Below are 16214 nucleotides of genomic sequence, written 5' to 3'. Positions count from 1 at the left end.
GCTAACCTGCTGCGAATCTAGTAGGTCTATTCATCACGGGGAATGTCTTGCGTACTTTACGCACAATTATGGTAATTGCCGGAGTCAGTGCCGGCATGCTGCTCACGGCCGGTCCGGCGCTCGCCGCTCCGCCCGCGGCGCCGTACAACTTCCTGAGCATCGACGAGGCCGGCCGCAACGTCGTGACCAGCCGCAACATCCAGATCTCGGCCTCCAACGGCGTGTCGGTGGAGCCTGTCAACGCCGGCATCACCCACGTCAGCATCACACCGCCGAGCGGGCAGAAGTTCCACGTCGGGACCTACGAGACGCTCCACGACAGCGATGCCACCCGGGCCGGCCTGGACGTCGTCCAGCACGAATGGGGCTGTGGCCCGGACACGGCGGGCACGCTGGACATCCGCGAGGTGAAGTACGACACGGAAGGTCGCATCAGCGTCATCGCGGCGTCCTACGTCTACGACTGCCGGGGTGGCATGGCCGGCGAGGTGCGGTGGAACTCGACCGTCGGCTACCAGGCGACGTCGACCTCCGTCGGCAACCTGACCTGGGGCGGTACCGAGATCGGCCAGGTCTCCGCATCGAAGCGGATCACCGTCACCGGTCAGGGCCCGCAGGCGACCCACTTCGGCGCGTCGGCGGTGACCGGGGCGCAGGAACCCAGCTTCCGGATCACGGCCGACGACTGCAAGGGCCGGGACCTCGGGTACGGCCAGACCTGCTTCGTCGAGGTCGCGTTCAAGCCGAAGGCCAAGGGACCGGCCGCCGCCACCGTCGAACTGACGAACGACACCCAGGCCGGGCGCGTCGCGGTCAGCCTCCAGGGCGAGGGTTTCGTGCCGGCCAGGGGCACCTACTACGCGGTGAGCCCGACCCGGATCCTCGACACCCGCAACGGCGGTGGCACGTACGGGCCGTACTCGGTGCACAACCTGCAGGTCACCGGTCAGGCGGGCCTGCCGGCCAGTGGAGTCTCGGCCGTGGTCGCCAACCTGACCGTCGTCGACCCGTCGGCGCCGAGCTACATCACCGCGTACCCCAAGGGCATCGCCCGCCCACAGGTCTCCAGCCTCAACTTCGCTGCCGGGTGGACCGGGGCCAACTCCGTCACGGTGCCGGTCGGCGCGGACGGGCAGATCTCCCTCTACCAGCACGAGGGCCAGGCCCACGTCCTGGTCGACGTGGTCGGCTACTACGCCGGATCCAACGACGTGCTCGCCACCAAGGGCCTCGGCAGCGACTACTACCCGGTGAAGGTCCAGCGGCTGCTCGACTCGCGGGACGACTTCCAGCGCCCGGTGCCGGGCGGCTACCAGGCCACCGTCCCGGTCGCCTACACCGGCCTGACCGAGAACATCACCGCGCTCGCGCTGAGCATCACGGCCGTCGACCCGACCGGCCCGGGCTTCTTCACCGCCTGGTCCGGGGACGGCCCGCGCCCGCAGACGTCCACGCTGAACTTCGCGCCGCACCGCACCGTGCCGAACATGGCGATCGTGCCGACGTCGAAGTGCATGCCCCGGCCGTCCTGCTCGCCGGACACCTCGGTCACCGTCTACAACCACTACGGCTCCGACACCCACATGATCGTCGACATCGTCGGCATCTACGTGAACGGCGCCCTGGAGCGCGGCCTGCGGTTCAACCCGGTACAGCCCGTCCGGATCACCGACACCCGCGACGGTCTCGGCGCCGGCCAGCTCGGCCCGCTGTCGACCACGACGATCCAGGCGCCGCCCTCGGTCGCCGGTGACAACACGATCGCCCTGTCGGCGAACGTCACCGCGGTCAACTCGACCGAGTCGACGTTCCTGACCCTGTGGCCGGCCCTCAACGGCAACCCGCCCCGGCCGACCGCCAGCAACCTCAACCCGGCCGCCGGACAGACCGTCGCCGTCGCCACGATCACCGAGATCGGCGAGACGAACAGGTTCAACGTGTACCACCACGGCGGGTGGTCCCACCTGCTCGTGGACGTGAACGGGACCTTCGAGTACCCGTGGTACAAGGTTCTGGCCGCCGATGACCGGGCGGGGTTGCGGTCGTTGTCGGCGGCACCGGGGCGGCAGTCGCCGGTCCCGTCGGGTGACCGGCTGCCGCCGGAGCTCTCCGCCAGCTAGCGGTCGACGTCCGCCAGCCGGGGAACTCCGTCCAGGGGTTCCCCGGCTGTTCCGTTCGGGCTCCACGGCGCCCGGGCCCGCAGCGCGGCCAGTGCGGCGGCCCGCAGCCCGGCCGTGTCCAGTGCCGCGTAGGCCGAGACGGCCTCGGCGTACGCCACCGGATCCGCCCCCTCGGCCACCCCGCGCGCCCGCGCACTGGACATCGTCGGATGGATCTGGTGCGGCGGGTCGAACCGTTCCGCCAACGCGACCAGCCGCGCCCCGGCCGCCGCCCGCCCCGACCGGATGTCCGCCACCCCCAACGCCGACAGCACGGCCCCACAGGCGGTCAGCTCCCTCAGATACCCGGCCGGCTGGGTCGCGGGAGTACGCAGCAGTGCCGTCACCTGCGCGGGCAGATCCGAGACGAGATCAGAGACCAGACCCACCTCATCGTGGTACGCGTGCGCGAGCACCGTCGCCGAGCGGCCCTCCAGGGTCCACACCTGCACACCGCGCGGATCGGGCCGGTAGTACGGATTCGCGGTACCGGCCATCAGCGCGGTCGTCTCCCGCCACCGCCGCAGGCCGTCGGCGACATCGCCCCGGGCGAGGCGGATCTCCGCGTCGACCACGAGCTTGGCCGGCTGCGCGAACGGGTCGGCCCGGTCGGGCACCTGGGCCAGCCAGTGTTCCGCGCCCGCGACGTCCCCGCGTTGCAGGGCGGCCATCACGAGGCCGATGACCAGGTCGTCCCGGTCCGGCCCGGACCCGATCCGCCGCAGCGCCTGTTCGAGGTGCGCGCGGGCCTGTTCGCCCTGCTCGGACAGCAGCGCCAGCCGGCCGATCCGGCAGTGCGCCTGGTACCGCATCCACTCGTTCGGCGCCCGTTCGAAGGCCGCGAGCATCCGGCGGGCCGCCGCGAGTGCCGCCGCGCGGTCGCCGGCGTGTTCGTCCCGCAGGCTCGCGACGGTGTGGGCGACCCCGGCCAGCAGGGGTTGGTCGCTGGCCCGCAGCCGGTCCAGCGCGGCCGGGTCGGGGGCGGCGCGGAACACGGCGGCGATGGCGCGCACCAGGGAGTCGGGCGGGGCCTCCGGCAGGCGGCGCAGGACGAGCAGGGAGCGGAGTTCGAACCCGCCCTGGGTGAAGGCGCTCAGCGCGCACACGGTGGCGGCGGTGCGGGTCACGTCCACGTACGGCGGCTCGGGGTGGTAGTGCGACAGCACCCGGGCGCACTCGCCGGCGACCTCCGCGATCCGCGCGTAGCTGGAGCCGACGTACCACCACGGGCCCAGTGCCGCCCAGGTCGCGGCGACGGTCGGCCCGTCGTTCCGGTCCAGGCCGAGCCGGAGGGCCCGGACGAGATTGTCCTGCTCAGCGCGGAGGTGGCCGGCAGGGGCGGCCGCGCCCACCGTGGAGCCCCCGCCGTCGTCCACGGTGAAGTCGCTGTGGTGGGCCAGGCCGAATTCGCGCGCCCACGCCAGGAACCCGTCCACCGCGCGTTCGTCCTCCCCGGCCTCGCCCCGCCGGACCGCGCCGAAGTCCCGGACGGTCTCCAGCATCCGGAACCGGGTACCGGCCCCGGCCGCGACGACCTGGAGCAGCGACTGGTCGGCGAGCTGCTCCAACACGTCCAGCGTCCCGTCCGGGTCCCCGCCGAGCAGCCGGTGCGCGGCGTCGGCGGTGAACCCGCCCGGGAACACCGACAGCAGTCGGATCGCGGCCTGTCCGCGCCGGTCGAGCAGGTTCCAGCTCCAGTCGACGACCGCGTACAGGGTCTGGTGCCGGTGTGGCGCGTCGCGGGACCGGCCGCGCAGGACGGCGAACCGGTCGACGAGCCGGCGGGACACCTCGGCGACGGACATGACCCGGACCCGGGCGGCGGCGAGTTCGATGGCCAGGGGGAGTCCGTCCAGTTGGTCGCACAGGGCCGCCACCTCGTCGGCGGGCAGGTCGACGTCGGGGCGCACCGAGCGGGCGCGTTGGGTGAACAGTTCGGCGGCGGTCGCGGGGCCGAGTTCGGGCAGGGGGTACACCGTCTCGGCGGCCAGGCCCAGGGGAGCGCGGCTGGTGACCAGTACCCGCAGCTCGGGGGTCGTGGCGACCAGAGGGCCGACCAGCGCCGCGACCGAGGACAGGACCTGTTCGCAGTTGTCGAGGATCAGCAGGACGGGGCCGGCCCCGAGCGCCTGGGCGATGCCGGCGACCCGGGCGGCCGACAGCGCCCCGCCGGCCCCGGGTGTCGCCGGCGCGGAGCCCCCGCCCCCGAGCTCGGCCGGCACGGTGCCCCCGAGTTCCGCCGCCACCTGCGACGCCACGTCGCCGTTCTCGGGACAGCCGGCGAGCGCGACCAGATACACCGCCCGGTACCCGGCCAGCTGCCCGATCGAGTGCGCCAGCCGGGTCTTGCCCAGACCGCCCGGACCTACGACGGAGACGACCCGGGAGGTCCGCAGCAGGCCGGTCACGGCGGAAACATCCCGCTCCCGGCCCAGGAGCGGATTCGGATCGTGCAGGACGCCGTGCCGGACGACGGGTTCGGCCGCCCGCAGCAGCTGCCGGTGCACCGCCCGCACCGCCGGACCGGGGTCGGTGCCCAGCTCGTCGCGCAGGCCCCGGCGGTAGGACTCGTAGCGGGCGAGGGCGGCCGAGGGGGCGACGGTGGCGGCCTCGGCGCGCAGGAGTTCGGCGAGTACCTCCTCGTCGCGCGGCTGCCGGGCGGCGACCTCGGTCAGGGGGCCCAGCGCCTCGGCGTACCTGCCCAGCCGGGACAGCGCCACCGCGTGGACGGCCACCAGGGTCCGGAAGGTGGGCAGCCGGTCCCGGCGCAGCGTGGACACGGGATCCGCGGTGTCCCCGACGGTCCCGTCCCACAGGGTCAGGCCCGCCGACGCCCGGTCGAGGGCCGCCGGGTGCTCCCCGGCCCGGGCGTGCCGTCCGGCGGCCGACGCGTGCGCCTCCAGGGCCGCCGCGTCGACCTGGTCGGGGCGCAGGGTCAGCCGGTAGCCGGTCGGAGTGCTGGCGATCAGGTCGGCGCCGAACTGGGAGCGGGCCCGGGAGACCAGTACCTGGAGCGCCTTGGTCGGGTTTTCGGGCCCGTCCTCGGGCCACAGGCCGTCGATGAGCCGGGCGGAGTCGACCCCGGCGCGGAGGTCCGTCGCGAGGAGCGCGAGCAGCCCGCGCAGCCGGGGGCCGGTGATCTCCTGGCCCCGCAGGGCGACGCCCGACAGCAAGATCAGCTCGACACTCATCGGCACACCGTACCCATCCGAGTTGCCCCTGGTTTCAGGTGTGCGCCCCGGGTGAAACCGCGGTGAGGGCCCGGTGAATCCGGCGGCGGGCACGCTCCTGGGACTGCCGACGACCTCCTGGAGCGCCCGATGACCACCCTCCCCGTCCGCCGCTGGCACCGCCCGTTGCTGGCCAGCGCGATCCTCCTGTTCGCGCTGGCGTCGGCCTGCGCGGTCGGCACGCTCGTCGACGACCGGCAACTGCTGGGCGAATCGGTCTGGATCAAACCCCTCAAGTTCGGCTTCGCCTTCGGGGTGTACTCCGCGACGCTGGCCTGGCTCCTGGCCCACCTGACCAGGGCACGGCGCTTCGGCTGGTGGCTCGGCACCGTCTTCGCCCTCGCGGGGCTGGTCGACGTCGTGGCCATCGCCTACGCGGCCTCGCGCGGCACGTTCAGCCACTTCAACGTCGGGACGGACCCGGCGGCGCGCCTGGTGCAGACGGCCTTCAACGCGGCCGTCGTCCCGATCCTGCTGGTCACCCTGGTCATCGCGGTCCTGGTCCTGGTCCAGCGGGCCGGCGACCGCGCGCTGTCCCGCGCCCTGCGGGTCGGGCTCGGCCTGGCCGTCGCCGGCATGGTCGTGGCCGTCTGGCTCAGCAACGCCTCCGGCGTCACGCCCCGCACGGTGACCGACGCACACGGCAACCAGGTGTCCATGGTGGGCGGACACGGGATCGGCGACCCGGACGGCAACGGCATGCCCCTGACCCACTGGAGCTCCACCGGCGGCGACCTGCGGGTACCGCACTTCGTCGGCCTGCACGGCATCCACGTACTGCTCCTGGTCGCCGTCCTGCTCGGCGCGCTGGCGGCCCGGCGGAGCTGGCTGCGCGACGAGCGGGTCCGGGCCCGGCTGGTCGGGGCGGCGGCGCTCGGCTACACCGGCCTGTTCGCGGTACTCACCTGGCAGGCCCAGCGCGGCCAGTCCCTGATCCACCCCGACCGGCGGACACTGCTCGCCCTCGCGGCCGTGGCGGTGGGCACCCTCGTGGCGGCCGGTGCCGTGGTCCTCGCGGCGCGCCGGCGACCGGCCCCCGGGGCGGCGCGGCCCGGTCTCACATCGGCCGCGGGTTGAGCAGCTGGTACAGGGCGTGGTCCTGCCACCGCCCGGCGATGCTCAGATACTCCGGCGCGACCCCGTACCGCGTGAACCCGTTGCGTTCCAGCACCCGCTGCGAGCCGGCGTTGTGCAGCAGGGTGCCGGCCTGGATCCGGTGCAGCCCCAGCTCCTCGAAGGCCACCCGGATCATCCCGCGGACGGCCGCGCTGGCGACGCCCCGCCCGGTCTCGGCCGCGGCCACCCAGTAGCCGAGGCTGCACCACTGGCACGGGCCGCGCAGGATCTCGTTGAGCGTGATCCGGCCGACGATCCGGTCGCCGTCCAGGATGACGTGCGGGAGGGTACGGCCCTCCGCGTCGCGTTCGAGGGCGGCCCGCACCTCGGTGGTCACGCCCTCGACCGTGTAGTAGGCGGCGTCGCGGGTCGGCTCCCACGGGGCGAGGAACTCCCGGTTGACGTTGATCAGGTCGACCAGGGCGGGGACGTCGTCGAGGGTGACGAGGCGGGTGGTGATGGTCATTCCGCAACGATCGCATCCCCGCCGGAGGCCTGTCCCGGGGGCGGGTCAGCGCACCGCGTACCCGCCCAGGGCGGGTTCCAAGAGGTCGAACGCCCGCTCGGCGGCCCCCCGCAGCTCCCGCGCGATCGCCGCGTTGTCGAGCCCGGCCAGCGTGTGCCGCACGATCTCGTCGAACAGCACCCGGTGCGTCCCCCCGAGCTGCGCCGCGACGGCCCGCGGCGTGATGTCCGCCGCCCCGGTCTCGGCCGCGAGCGCGTCGGCGAGGGCCTTCTCCCGCAGGTCGTGCAGGTCCCGTAGTCGCGCGGTCAGCGCCGGGCTGTCCGTGATCATGCGGACGAACGCCAGGCCCGCGAAACCGACCACCGGATCCTCCCGGTCGACGGCGGCCAGGAAATCGCGGCGCAGCGCGCCGAACGCTGACTCGCCCTCGGGCCGGTCGGCGACGGTCCGGGCCAGCGAGCCGGTGAACGCGTCGCTCAGGTCGAGGGCCAGGTCCTCCTTGCGGGGGAAGTAGTTCGTGACGGTCATCTTCGCGACCTGGGCGGCGGCCGCGATCTCGCTGATGGTCACGGCGTCGAAGCCGCGTTCGATGAACATCCGGGTCGCCACATCCGAAATGCTCTGCTTCGTCTGCTGCTTCTTCCGCTCACGCAGGCTCATCGTCGTCATGCCCCCATCCTCGCATAGGTCCGCCCTAAAATTGTTGTTGACATATTTTTAGACTCGACATAAGTTTGTGTCGTACCTAAACGAGAGGGGCACGCATGCACCAGGCACCCAGGACCGGACCCGTCCCGCCGCGCGGCGGACGCGACCAGGGCAGGGGAATCCCCGGCCGGCGCTCCGTACCGCCGCGCCGGCCGACCAACGGCAAGGCGCGATGACCGAGCCGGTGCGCCCGACCTCCTAGTCGGGCGCACCTCGCCCCCCAGCCGACCAGTGAAGGAGCCGTTGTGACCGTCCAGACGTCAACCGACCAGGTGCGCGACTACCTCCAGCGGATCTCCCGGGTCCCGCTGCTCACCGCCGACCAGGAGATCGGGCTGGCCCGCCGGATCGAGGCCGGCGCGCTCGCCGAGGCGCGCCTCGGGTCCGCGCCGGAGGCGGCCGAGCGCGCCCGGCTGCGGGCCCTGGTCGCCGACGGCCGGCGGGCCACCGAGCACATGCTCGCCGCCAACCTCCGGCTCGTCGTGTCCCTGGCCAAGAGGTACGCGGGGCGGGGCCTGCCGCTGCTCGACCTCGTCCAGGAGGGCAACATCGGCCTGCTGCGCGCGGTGCGGAAGTTCGACCACACCCTCGGCTTCAAGTTCTCGACCTACGCGGTGTGGTGGATCCGGCAGTCGATCAGCCGGGCGCTGGCCGACCAGGCCCGGACCGTGCGGCTGCCGGTACACGTCGTCGAGGTGGTGAACCGGGTCCAGCGCGCCGAGCGGGAACTCCGCGACGACCTGGGCCGCGAGCCGACCCCGGCCGAACTGGCGGCGGCGGCGGACCTCCCGGTGGAGAAGATCGAGGCCATTCGGGGGTACGCGCGCCCGCCGGTCTCCCTGCACCTCCCCCTCGGCGACGGGGGTGACGGGGAGCTGGGCGACGTCCTTCCCGACCGTGGGGCCGCGCCGGTGGACCACGCGCACGGCCGGGCCGAACTGGCCGCCGGGCTGCGGGCGGCGCTCGACACCCTGACGGAGCGCGAGGTCGGGGTGCTCGGCATGCGGTTCGGGCTCGGTGGCCGGGAGCCGCAGACGCTGGAGCAGGTGGGCCGGGCGTACGGGCTGACCCGGGAGCGGGTGCGGCAGATCGAGAAGAAGAGCATCGCGCGGCTCGGGATCGTGGCGCGCCGGGCCGGGTTGCGCGAACTCCTGTCGTGAAGGCCTCGGCCCCGGGCGGCTTCCCGGCCCCGGAACCGGCTGCGGCACCGGCCTCGGCCCCCGGCTGGGGCACCGGCCCGGCCCCGGCTGGGGCGCCGGCCTCGACGCCGGCTGGGGCGCCGGCCACGGTCCCGGCTGGGGCGGAGAAGGCCTCCGGGAAGGCCCCCGGCCCCGGCCCCCGTGGCGGGACCGGGGCCGAGGCCTGGGCGGGTCAGGTCAGACGCGCCAGGTCAGACGCGCGCCCACAGCGCCGGCACGTTCGGCGGCTCCCAGCCGACCATCGCGGTGTGCCCCTGCAGGCACCGGTACCCGGCACCGCCGTAGGTGACCTGGGCGCCGGCCGCGTACGCCGTCCCGGCCTTCCACGTCCCCTGCGGCGGCGCGCTCGTCGGCGGCCGGGTGGTGGGGGGATTGCTGGTCGGGGGCCGGGTGGTGGGCGGGTTGCTCGTCGGCGGCCGGGTGGTCGGCGGGGTCTGCGTGACGTTGAGCAGGAAGTCGAACGTCGCGGCCTTGGCGTTGCCGACCTGGGTCACGTTCATCAGCAGTACCGGGTCGAAGATGGTGTCGGTGGCGTTGCGCGGCTCGTTGGGGAAGTAGAGCTGCGTGGTCAGGACGCCCCGGCCGGGTGCCTGCACCTTGACGTGGATGTGCCGGGTACGTCCGGGGTAGAGGCCGGGCACGATCGTCGTCAACGTGTACTTGCCCTGCGCGTCGGTGTACTGGTGGCCGCGGAACTTGTTGCCCACGTTGTCGTACACGCCGCCGTTGTCGCACTGCCAGAAGTCCAGCAGCGCGTTGGCGATCGGCTGGCAGGCCAGGCCGAACACGTAGCCGGTGACGGTCAGCCGGGTACCGACGGTGTTGGCCTCCAGCAGCGAGGTCCGCAGCGGGGAGTTGGGCTTGAAGTACGGGCCCTCGGTCTGCGCGGGCGTCGGGTCGTCGCCGTCGTCACAGAACGGGGTGGGCGCGAGGGGCTGCCCGTGGGGCGTGGTGCCCTCGGCGATCGACGGCAGCGCGCCGATCAGCATCGGAACAGGCAGGGCCAGCAGTGCTGCCTTGAGGATGGTCTTGCGGCGGATGCCCTCGCCCGCTGGGGGCGTGTCGTTCTCGGTCATGAGGGGTGCCTTCCTGACGTGGGCCGCCCGGGGGCGGCAACGGGCCGCGTGGGCGACCGGGGGCCGCTGGGGGCGGTCCGGGTCGCACGGGGCGGCGTGCCCATCGTCTGCGGAAGGCACGCACCGATCAATCCGTATCGATACGGGTTAAATGGGGGTGCCGGGGGTGCGGGGAGTAGTTGCCGTAGCCGGAAACGCCTGGTGGCGGCCCCTAGCCCTCCCAGATCTCGATGTCGGCGAACCCGACCCGGCTGACGGGTACGGGCTCCGCCTCGGTCTGGAACACGCCCAGGATCACCCGGCCCTCGGTGAACGTGGTGGACGTGTAGCTGCCGACCTCGACGCCGTCCCGGAAGAACCGCAGCGACGAGCCCTTGGTGACGACCCCGATCCGGGCCTTCGTGCCGGGCGCGAGCGGGCTGGCCAGCGGGTAGCCGCGCATCACGTTGACGGAGCTGCCCTCGGGCTTGCCGTGCGTCACGAGCTGCACCTTGTCCTGGCAGACCCGCAGCGCGTACCCGGCCTCGTTGCTGAAGCGGAACCACAGGCCCGCGCAGCTGCCCGGCGCCAGGATCGTCACGTCCACGAAGAAGCTGACGTTCGCGATCGTGTAGTCGGACCGGCCGAGGCAGCGGTAGGAGCCCGGCGCGCGGCGTTCGGCGACGAGCATGCCGTCCTTCAGGGCGCAGGTGGCCTTGAGGGTGGCGGTCTCGTCCCGGGACCTCCACGGGCCCTCCGCGCGGAGCGGGTCCGTGAGGAACAGGGTGGCCCCGGCGGGGACCGGGCCGGACGGGGTCGCCGACGGGCCCGGGGTGCCGGAGACGTCGGACACGGCCGTCGGGCCGCCCTCGGGCAGGTCGATCACGCCGGTGATGACGCCGACGACGGCCGCCGCCAGGACCAGCATGGACACGGCGAGAATGCCGCGGAGTACGAGGTTGAGGCCGCCGCCCCGGGGGGACCGTGCGGCGACCGGCGCGGCTGGTGTGGCGGGTTCCGGGACGGGCGGCTTCACCCGGGTGGTGTCGGAGTCGGAGACGGCAACGGGAACGCCGGCCCCGGGTCGGCCACCCGCGCCCCGCGACCCCTCACCAGGAGTGCCGGACCCCGACGCGGCTTCGCCGACCGTGTCCGACACCGACACGCCCCCGGTCACCGGGTCCTGCACGATCAGCTTCTCCAGGTTCAGCGCCCGGGTCGGCCCGCCCGCCAGCAGCCGGTCGACGAGCTGCCGCGCCTTCGGCCGGTCCTTCGGCTCCTTCGCAAGGGCGTCCTCGACGAGGTCGCGCAACGGACCGGAGAGCCCGGCCAGGTCCGGCGCCTGGGTCATGATCATCGCGACGGTACCGGGCATCGAGTCGCCCGCGAACGGCAACCGCCCCGTGCCGGCGTACGCGACCACGGCGCCCCACGCGAACACGTCCGCCGCCTGGGTGACCCCGCCGCCCTCCGGCCCGAACCGCTCCGGCGCCATGTACGACACGCTCCCGACCACCTGGTCCGGCCGGGTCAGGCTCTGGGTGACGTCGACCGCGCGGGCGATCCCGAAGTCGATCACCTTGGGGCTGCCGGGCGCGAGCAGCACGTTGCCGGGCTTGAGGTCGCGGTGGATGACGCCCGCGCCGTGGATCGCGGTGAGCGCGGTGGCCACCCCGATCGCGAGTCCGTGCAGGTTGGACGGGGTGAGCGGGCCGTGTTCGCCGATGACGGCGGCGAGGCTGGGCCCGGCCACGTACTCCACGACCAGGTAGGGGGTGTCGTGGTCGGGATCGGCGTCGAGGACCTCGGCGGTGCAGAACGGCGGCACCTGGCGGACCCGGGCGACCTCCATGGCGAACCGGCGGCGGAACTCGGGCTCGCGGGCCAGGTCGGCGCGGATCACCTTGAGGGCGACGGGCCGGCCCTCCGGGGGCTGGGCCAGGAACACGCTGCCCATGCCGCCCTCGCCGAGCCGGCCGATGATCCGGTACGGGCCGAGCTGCTCCGGGTCCCCCGACCGCAGCGGCTGCGCGTTACCCGCCATGGATCCTCACTCTCACTCACCTGTCCGCACGTTCAGGTGCACATCCTGCACCCCGTCACCACCGAGCACCAACGCCGATGCCGGCGCCGCCCCGCCCCGGTGTTCCAGCACCTCGACGCCGGCCTCGACCCGCCTCGGCCCGGCGGACGACCAGCTCGGTCAGGACCCGGCAGCCGAGCGCGGCCACGAGTGCCGACGTCCGGCGGGAGACCTTGCCCGGGACCTGGACGGACAGCTCCACCGGCCGGGCCGCCGCGAGCGTGGCCCCGCCCCGCCCCGCGGCCTCGCCGTCAGCCCCTTCCGCGACCCTGACCAGCACGGAAGACCAGTCATCCGGCGGCAGGGCCGCGACCGTCACGACGAGTCGTGAAGTACCCGCCGCCGCACCATCCGCACCGCGCCCTTGACCAGCATCGACGGGTACCCGATCCGGGCGCTCTCCCGCTCCGGCCCCGCGAACACGGTGCCGGCCCGGGGCGTCCGGTAGTCGGAGACGACCGGCTCGGTGGGCACCTGGGCGAGGTGCTTCAGCGACCGGTCCCGCCACGCCTCGCTCAGCGCGTACGACGGGAAGCCCCGGATGTTGTCCGGCCGGGAGGAGGAGTCCGACCGGATCCGCTGGGTACGCGGGATCTGCGGCACCCGGGATGCCCTACCGACGCTGACGAACGGGACGTCGCACACCGGAATGCCGGCGTCGGCGAGCATCCCGTCCGTCCACTGCGCGGCGTCCAGCAGCGCGGGGGTCAGATCGCCCGCGGGAGTGTCCATCGAAGTGCCCCTGATCCCCGTGCCCACCAGCGGAGGGGGGTCCGCCGGCCAACGTGCGGCCACAGGCTATCCGATGCCGCGACCTGGGGGGAAGCAGGAAAATCCGACGCAACCTCCCGCACCGGCGCGACGTGTTACAAGGCCGCGGTCTGCGCCCGGATCTCCGGCACCGCCGTCGTCTCCCACCAGCGGCCCCGGCGCAGCGGCCCCACCGTCCACACCTGGCGCGACGGTTGGCCGTCCCGGCCGAGCAGCATCCCGTCGTCGTCCACGTCGAGGCCGAGCCGGTGCCGGTCGAACCGGGCCAGGCCGTCGGCGACCAGGGCGCGGACCAGCGGGTCCCCGGTCTGCGCGGAGGTCCCCGGCCCGGTGCAGTTGATCACGGTACGACCCGGCAGCGTCCGGCCGTCCGTCAGCGCGACCCCGCTCGCCGTGGCCTGCGCGACCTGGCCGGCGGTCACCGTGAACTCCCCGGAGTCCAGCAGCCGCTCGACGGCCGTACCCACCACGGGGGCCATCCGGTGCCGGTGGATCTCCCAGTACCGGGCCACGTGCCGCAGGAATCGGGCCTGCTCCTCGCCGGTCAGCCCCCGCCACAACGCGTCGACCCGGTGCCGGAGCGCGTCGATCACCGGCCGCCAGTCCGGGGCGGTCTCCATGGCCTCCCGGACCATCCGGAGCAGCTTGCCGAGCGACTCGCCGCCGGTCGGCAGCGCGGGGTGCGGCACGGGGTCGCCCCGGTGCGCGGTGTGCGCGCGGGGCAGCAGCCCGTGCCGGGACACGGCGTGCACGCCGCCGTAGTGCCCGCGCCGGGCCAGGGACAACGCGACGTCCACGGCCGTCAGCCCGGTGCCGAGCAGCACCACCGGCTCCTCGGCGCGCACGGTGTCGAGCGCGCCGGCCGCCCACGGGTCGCCGACGTAGCCGGGGGAGCCGACCGGCGCGCCGACCGGGTCGCTGGTCGGGGCGTGGCCGAGCGCGAGGCCGACCCAGTCGGTGTCCAGCCGGGTGCCGTCGGCGAGCTCGACGGAACCCGGGCCCACGCGGACGGCGCGCTGCTGGATCACGTGCAGCCGGCCGGGGTGCGCGGCGGCGGCCTGTTCGAGGGTGGCTTCCAGGTACCGGCCGTAGGCGCGGCGGGGCAGGAAGTCGTCCGGACCGCCGCGCAGTCGCTGCCAGGTGCACCAGCGCACGAAGTCGTCGGGTACGTCGGTCAGCGCGCTCATCGACCCGGCCCGCGAGTTGAGCAGGTGCCAGGCGTCCTCGGTGTCGTACGCGACCCCGCGCCCGAGCCGCGCGCGCGGCTCGACGAGCTGGACCGTGCCGTCCCGGGTTCTGAGGAGGTGTGCGGCCACGATCGCGCCGCTACAGCCGCCGCCAATGACAGTCATCACTCTTCGGCTCATGTGGGGAACCTCCAGCGCCGCTCTGCGTAGTCGCAGCCTAACGCTATTCCTACTAGTCCGATAGGGAAAGCTGGCTTGGGTTGTGTGCGGGACACTGACCTCATGATCCGTGTGACCGCCCCGACCGAGGGCCGAAACCCCAGAACCCTGGACCTGGACCTGTTGTCCACCCGTGACCTCCTCGCCGCCCTGAACGCCGAGGACGCGACCGTCGCCGGGGCCGTCGCCGGGGTGCTCGACGCCCTGGCCGGCGTCGTCGACCGCGCCGCCGCCGCCCTGGCCGCCGGGAACTCCGTGCACTACTTCGGCGCGGGCACCTCCGGCCGGCTCGGCTGCCTCGACGCCGCCGAGATCCCGCCGACCTACGGCGTGCCGGCCGACTGGTTCCAGGCGCACCTCGCGGGCGGGCCCGGGGCTATGTGGCGCGCCGTCGAGAACGCCGAGGACGACTACGACGCCGGGGCCGCCGAGGCCCGCGACGCCGTCCGGCCCGGGGACGTGCTGGTCGGGATCGCGGCGAGCGGGCGGACGCCGTACGTGCTCGGCGCGCTGAGTACCCCCGGCTGCTTCACGGTGTTGATCTGCTCGAACCCGGCCGCGACCGCCGACGTCGACGTCCTGATCGCCCCCGACACCGGCCCCGAACCGGTCATGGGCTCGACCCGGATGAAGGCCGCCACCGCCCAGAAGCTGATCCTGAACTCCTTCTCCACGGCCGTGATGGTCCGCCTCGGCCGGGTGTACTCCAACCTGATGGTCGACGTGTCCGCCACCAACGCCAAGCTCCGCGGCCGGCTGCTGACCCTGCTGATGGAGGCCACCGGCCTGCCCGAACCCGAGGCCGCCGCCGCGCTCGCCGCCGCCGACGGCGAACTGAAGGTGGCGCTGGTCACAGCGCTGGCCGGGGTGACGACGGCGCAGGCCAGAGCGGCTTTGATCACAGCCGACGATCAGGTCCGAAAGGCGCTTGTGCTCCTTACATCCGGCGCCTAGTGTCCGCACTATGCAGCGTGGAAGTGTGTTTCGGCTCGCCGGCCTGGCCCTGATCTGGGGATCGAGCTTCCTGCTGATCGCGATCGGCCTGCGCAGCTTCAGCCCGATCCAGGTCGTCCTCGGCCGGATGGTCTTCGGCGCCGGGGTGCTGCTGCTGTTCGTCTGGCTCACCGGCCGCAGGCTGCCGCGCGACCGGATGCTCTGGGTGCACCTGGCCGTCGTGTCCGTGATCGCCAACGTGCTGCCGTTCCTGCTGTTCGCGGTGGGGGAGACCGAGGTGTCCTCGGGCATCGCCGGCGTCCTGAACGCGACCACCCCACTGTGGACACTCCTCGTGGGGTACGCGAGCGGCCACGACCGCCGGGTCACCGCGCTCCGGCTGGCCGGCGTCATCCTCGGCTTCGTCGGCGTCCTGCTGATCTTCTCGCCCTGGAAGTCCGGCTCCGAGGCCGCGAGCTGGGGCGGCCTGGCCTGCCTGACCGCCGCCGCCCTGTACGGCGTCACCTTCATCTACATGGACAGGTTCATCGTCCGGCGCGGCGTCGAGTCCGTCGTCCTGTCCGCCTCCCAGCTCGCCGTCGGCGCCGTGCTCACCCTGCCCCTGCTGCCCTTCCTCGGCGGCCTGCGCGCCCCCGAGTGGCACTGGGGCCCCTTCCTGGCCATCGTCGCCCTGGGCGCGGTCGGCACCGGCGTCGCGTACGTCCTGAACTACCGGCTCGTCGCCGACGAGGGCCCCACCGCCTCCGTCGTGACCTACCTACTTCCGGTTGTCGCGGTGCTTTTGGGGTACGTGTTACTCCAGGAACCCCTGAGCCTGCAGGTGATCGGAGGGATGGTGATCGTGCTGTTCGCTGTCGCTCTGGTCAGAAGGCCGACCGTTCCGGCCAGACAAATAAGTGCAAACAACGCTTAACATATGGTTACACGCTGTGTTCGATTACACAGTGGGAACCAGAGGGCCCTGCTCAAGCGTCCTACTACGTGTGACCACTCGCGGCACCGTCACAGCCGCGAGTTACCTACGTCTCACGGCCAGACGCCTGGTCGCCGGAATGGTCAGGCGTCCT

13 protein-coding genes are annotated in these 16214 nt (G+C 73.4%); 5 read left to right on the top strand and 8 right to left on the bottom strand.

The window, feature by feature from the left end; translation table 11 throughout:
• The first annotated feature begins 68 nt into the window (after positions 1-68).
• Positions 69-2120: a hypothetical protein gene (locus tag PT931_RS03995; RefSeq protein ID WP_456244329.1), complete on the top strand. Its 2052-nt coding sequence runs from the start codon at positions 69-71 to the stop codon at positions 2118-2120.
• On the opposite strand, the gene PT931_RS03990 is transcribed toward PT931_RS03995, so the two are convergent.
• The gene (locus PT931_RS03990; protein WP_456244328.1) at positions 2117-5350 is read right to left on the bottom strand and encodes an ATP-binding protein; all 3234 of its coding nucleotides are present in this window, start codon (positions 5348-5350) and stop codon (positions 2117-2119) included. The genes PT931_RS03995 and PT931_RS03990 overlap by 4 nt on opposite strands.
• Positions 5351-5479: 129 nt before the next feature.
• On the opposite strand from PT931_RS03990, the gene PT931_RS03985 reads away from it, so the two are divergent.
• Positions 5480-6466: a hypothetical protein gene (locus PT931_RS03985; RefSeq protein ID WP_456244327.1), complete on the top strand. Its 987-nt coding sequence runs from the start codon at positions 5480-5482 to the stop codon at positions 6464-6466.
• Here PT931_RS03985 and PT931_RS03980 read toward each other — a convergent pair.
• Both PT931_RS03980 and PT931_RS03975 read right to left on the bottom strand, forming a co-directional pair.
• Complete coding sequence (locus PT931_RS03980) at positions 6447-6971, bottom strand: GNAT family N-acetyltransferase (RefSeq protein ID WP_456244326.1); 525 nt, start codon at positions 6969-6971, stop codon at positions 6447-6449. The genes PT931_RS03985 and PT931_RS03980 overlap by 20 nt on opposite strands.
• Before the next feature lie 45 nt (positions 6972-7016).
• Entirely contained in the window at positions 7017-7640 is a 624-nt protein-coding gene (locus PT931_RS03975; RefSeq protein WP_456244325.1) for a TetR/AcrR family transcriptional regulator, read from the bottom strand.
• A 284-nt stretch (positions 7641-7924) separates the two neighbouring features.
• Here PT931_RS03975 and PT931_RS03970 point away from each other — a divergent pair, with 284 nt between their 5' ends.
• A complete protein-coding gene (locus PT931_RS03970) occupies positions 7925-8839 on the top strand; it encodes a sigma-70 family RNA polymerase sigma factor (RefSeq protein ID WP_456244324.1) in 915 nt (304 codons plus the stop codon).
• Between the two features lie 230 nt (positions 8840-9069).
• Here the strand turns inward: PT931_RS03970 and PT931_RS03965 are convergent, their stop codons facing one another.
• The 5 genes from PT931_RS03965 to PT931_RS03945 all read right to left on the bottom strand — a co-directional run bounded on the left by PT931_RS03965 (position 9070) and on the right by PT931_RS03945 (position 14139).
• Positions 9070-9954: a dioxygenase family protein gene (locus tag PT931_RS03965; protein ID WP_456244323.1), complete on the bottom strand. Its 885-nt coding sequence runs from the start codon at positions 9952-9954 to the stop codon at positions 9070-9072.
• Between the two features lie 211 nt (positions 9955-10165).
• Entirely contained in the window at positions 10166-11977 is a 1812-nt protein-coding gene (locus PT931_RS03960; RefSeq protein ID WP_456244322.1) for a serine/threonine protein kinase, read from the bottom strand.
• A gap of 55 nt (positions 11978-12032) precedes the next feature.
• Positions 12033-12335: a hypothetical protein gene (locus PT931_RS03955; RefSeq protein WP_456244321.1), complete on the bottom strand. Its 303-nt coding sequence runs from the start codon at positions 12333-12335 to the stop codon at positions 12033-12035.
• Positions 12332-12748: a hypothetical protein gene (locus PT931_RS03950; protein ID WP_456244320.1), complete on the bottom strand. Its 417-nt coding sequence runs from the start codon at positions 12746-12748 to the stop codon at positions 12332-12334. Before PT931_RS03950 ends, PT931_RS03955 begins: the two co-directional genes overlap by 4 nt.
• Positions 12749-12882: 134 nt before the next feature.
• A complete protein-coding gene (locus tag PT931_RS03945) occupies positions 12883-14139 on the bottom strand; it encodes an FAD/NAD(P)-binding protein (RefSeq protein ID WP_456244319.1) in 1257 nt (418 codons plus the stop codon).
• Positions 14140-14256: 117 nt separating this feature from the next.
• On the opposite strand from PT931_RS03945, the gene PT931_RS03940 reads away from it, so the two are divergent.
• Positions 14257-15147, top strand: a complete 891-nt coding sequence (locus PT931_RS03940; RefSeq protein WP_456244318.1) for an N-acetylmuramic acid 6-phosphate etherase — start codon at positions 14257-14259, stop codon at positions 15145-15147.
• Between the two features lie 10 nt (positions 15148-15157).
• A complete protein-coding gene (locus PT931_RS03935; RefSeq protein WP_456244317.1) occupies positions 15158-16060 on the top strand; it encodes a DMT family transporter in 903 nt (300 codons plus the stop codon).
• Positions 16061-16214: the final 154 nt, after the last annotated feature.

Source organism: Longispora urticae (genome assembly GCF_053902585.1).
Note: the sequence above shows the minus strand (reverse complement) of the source record. Positions and strands in the feature narration are given on the sequence as shown.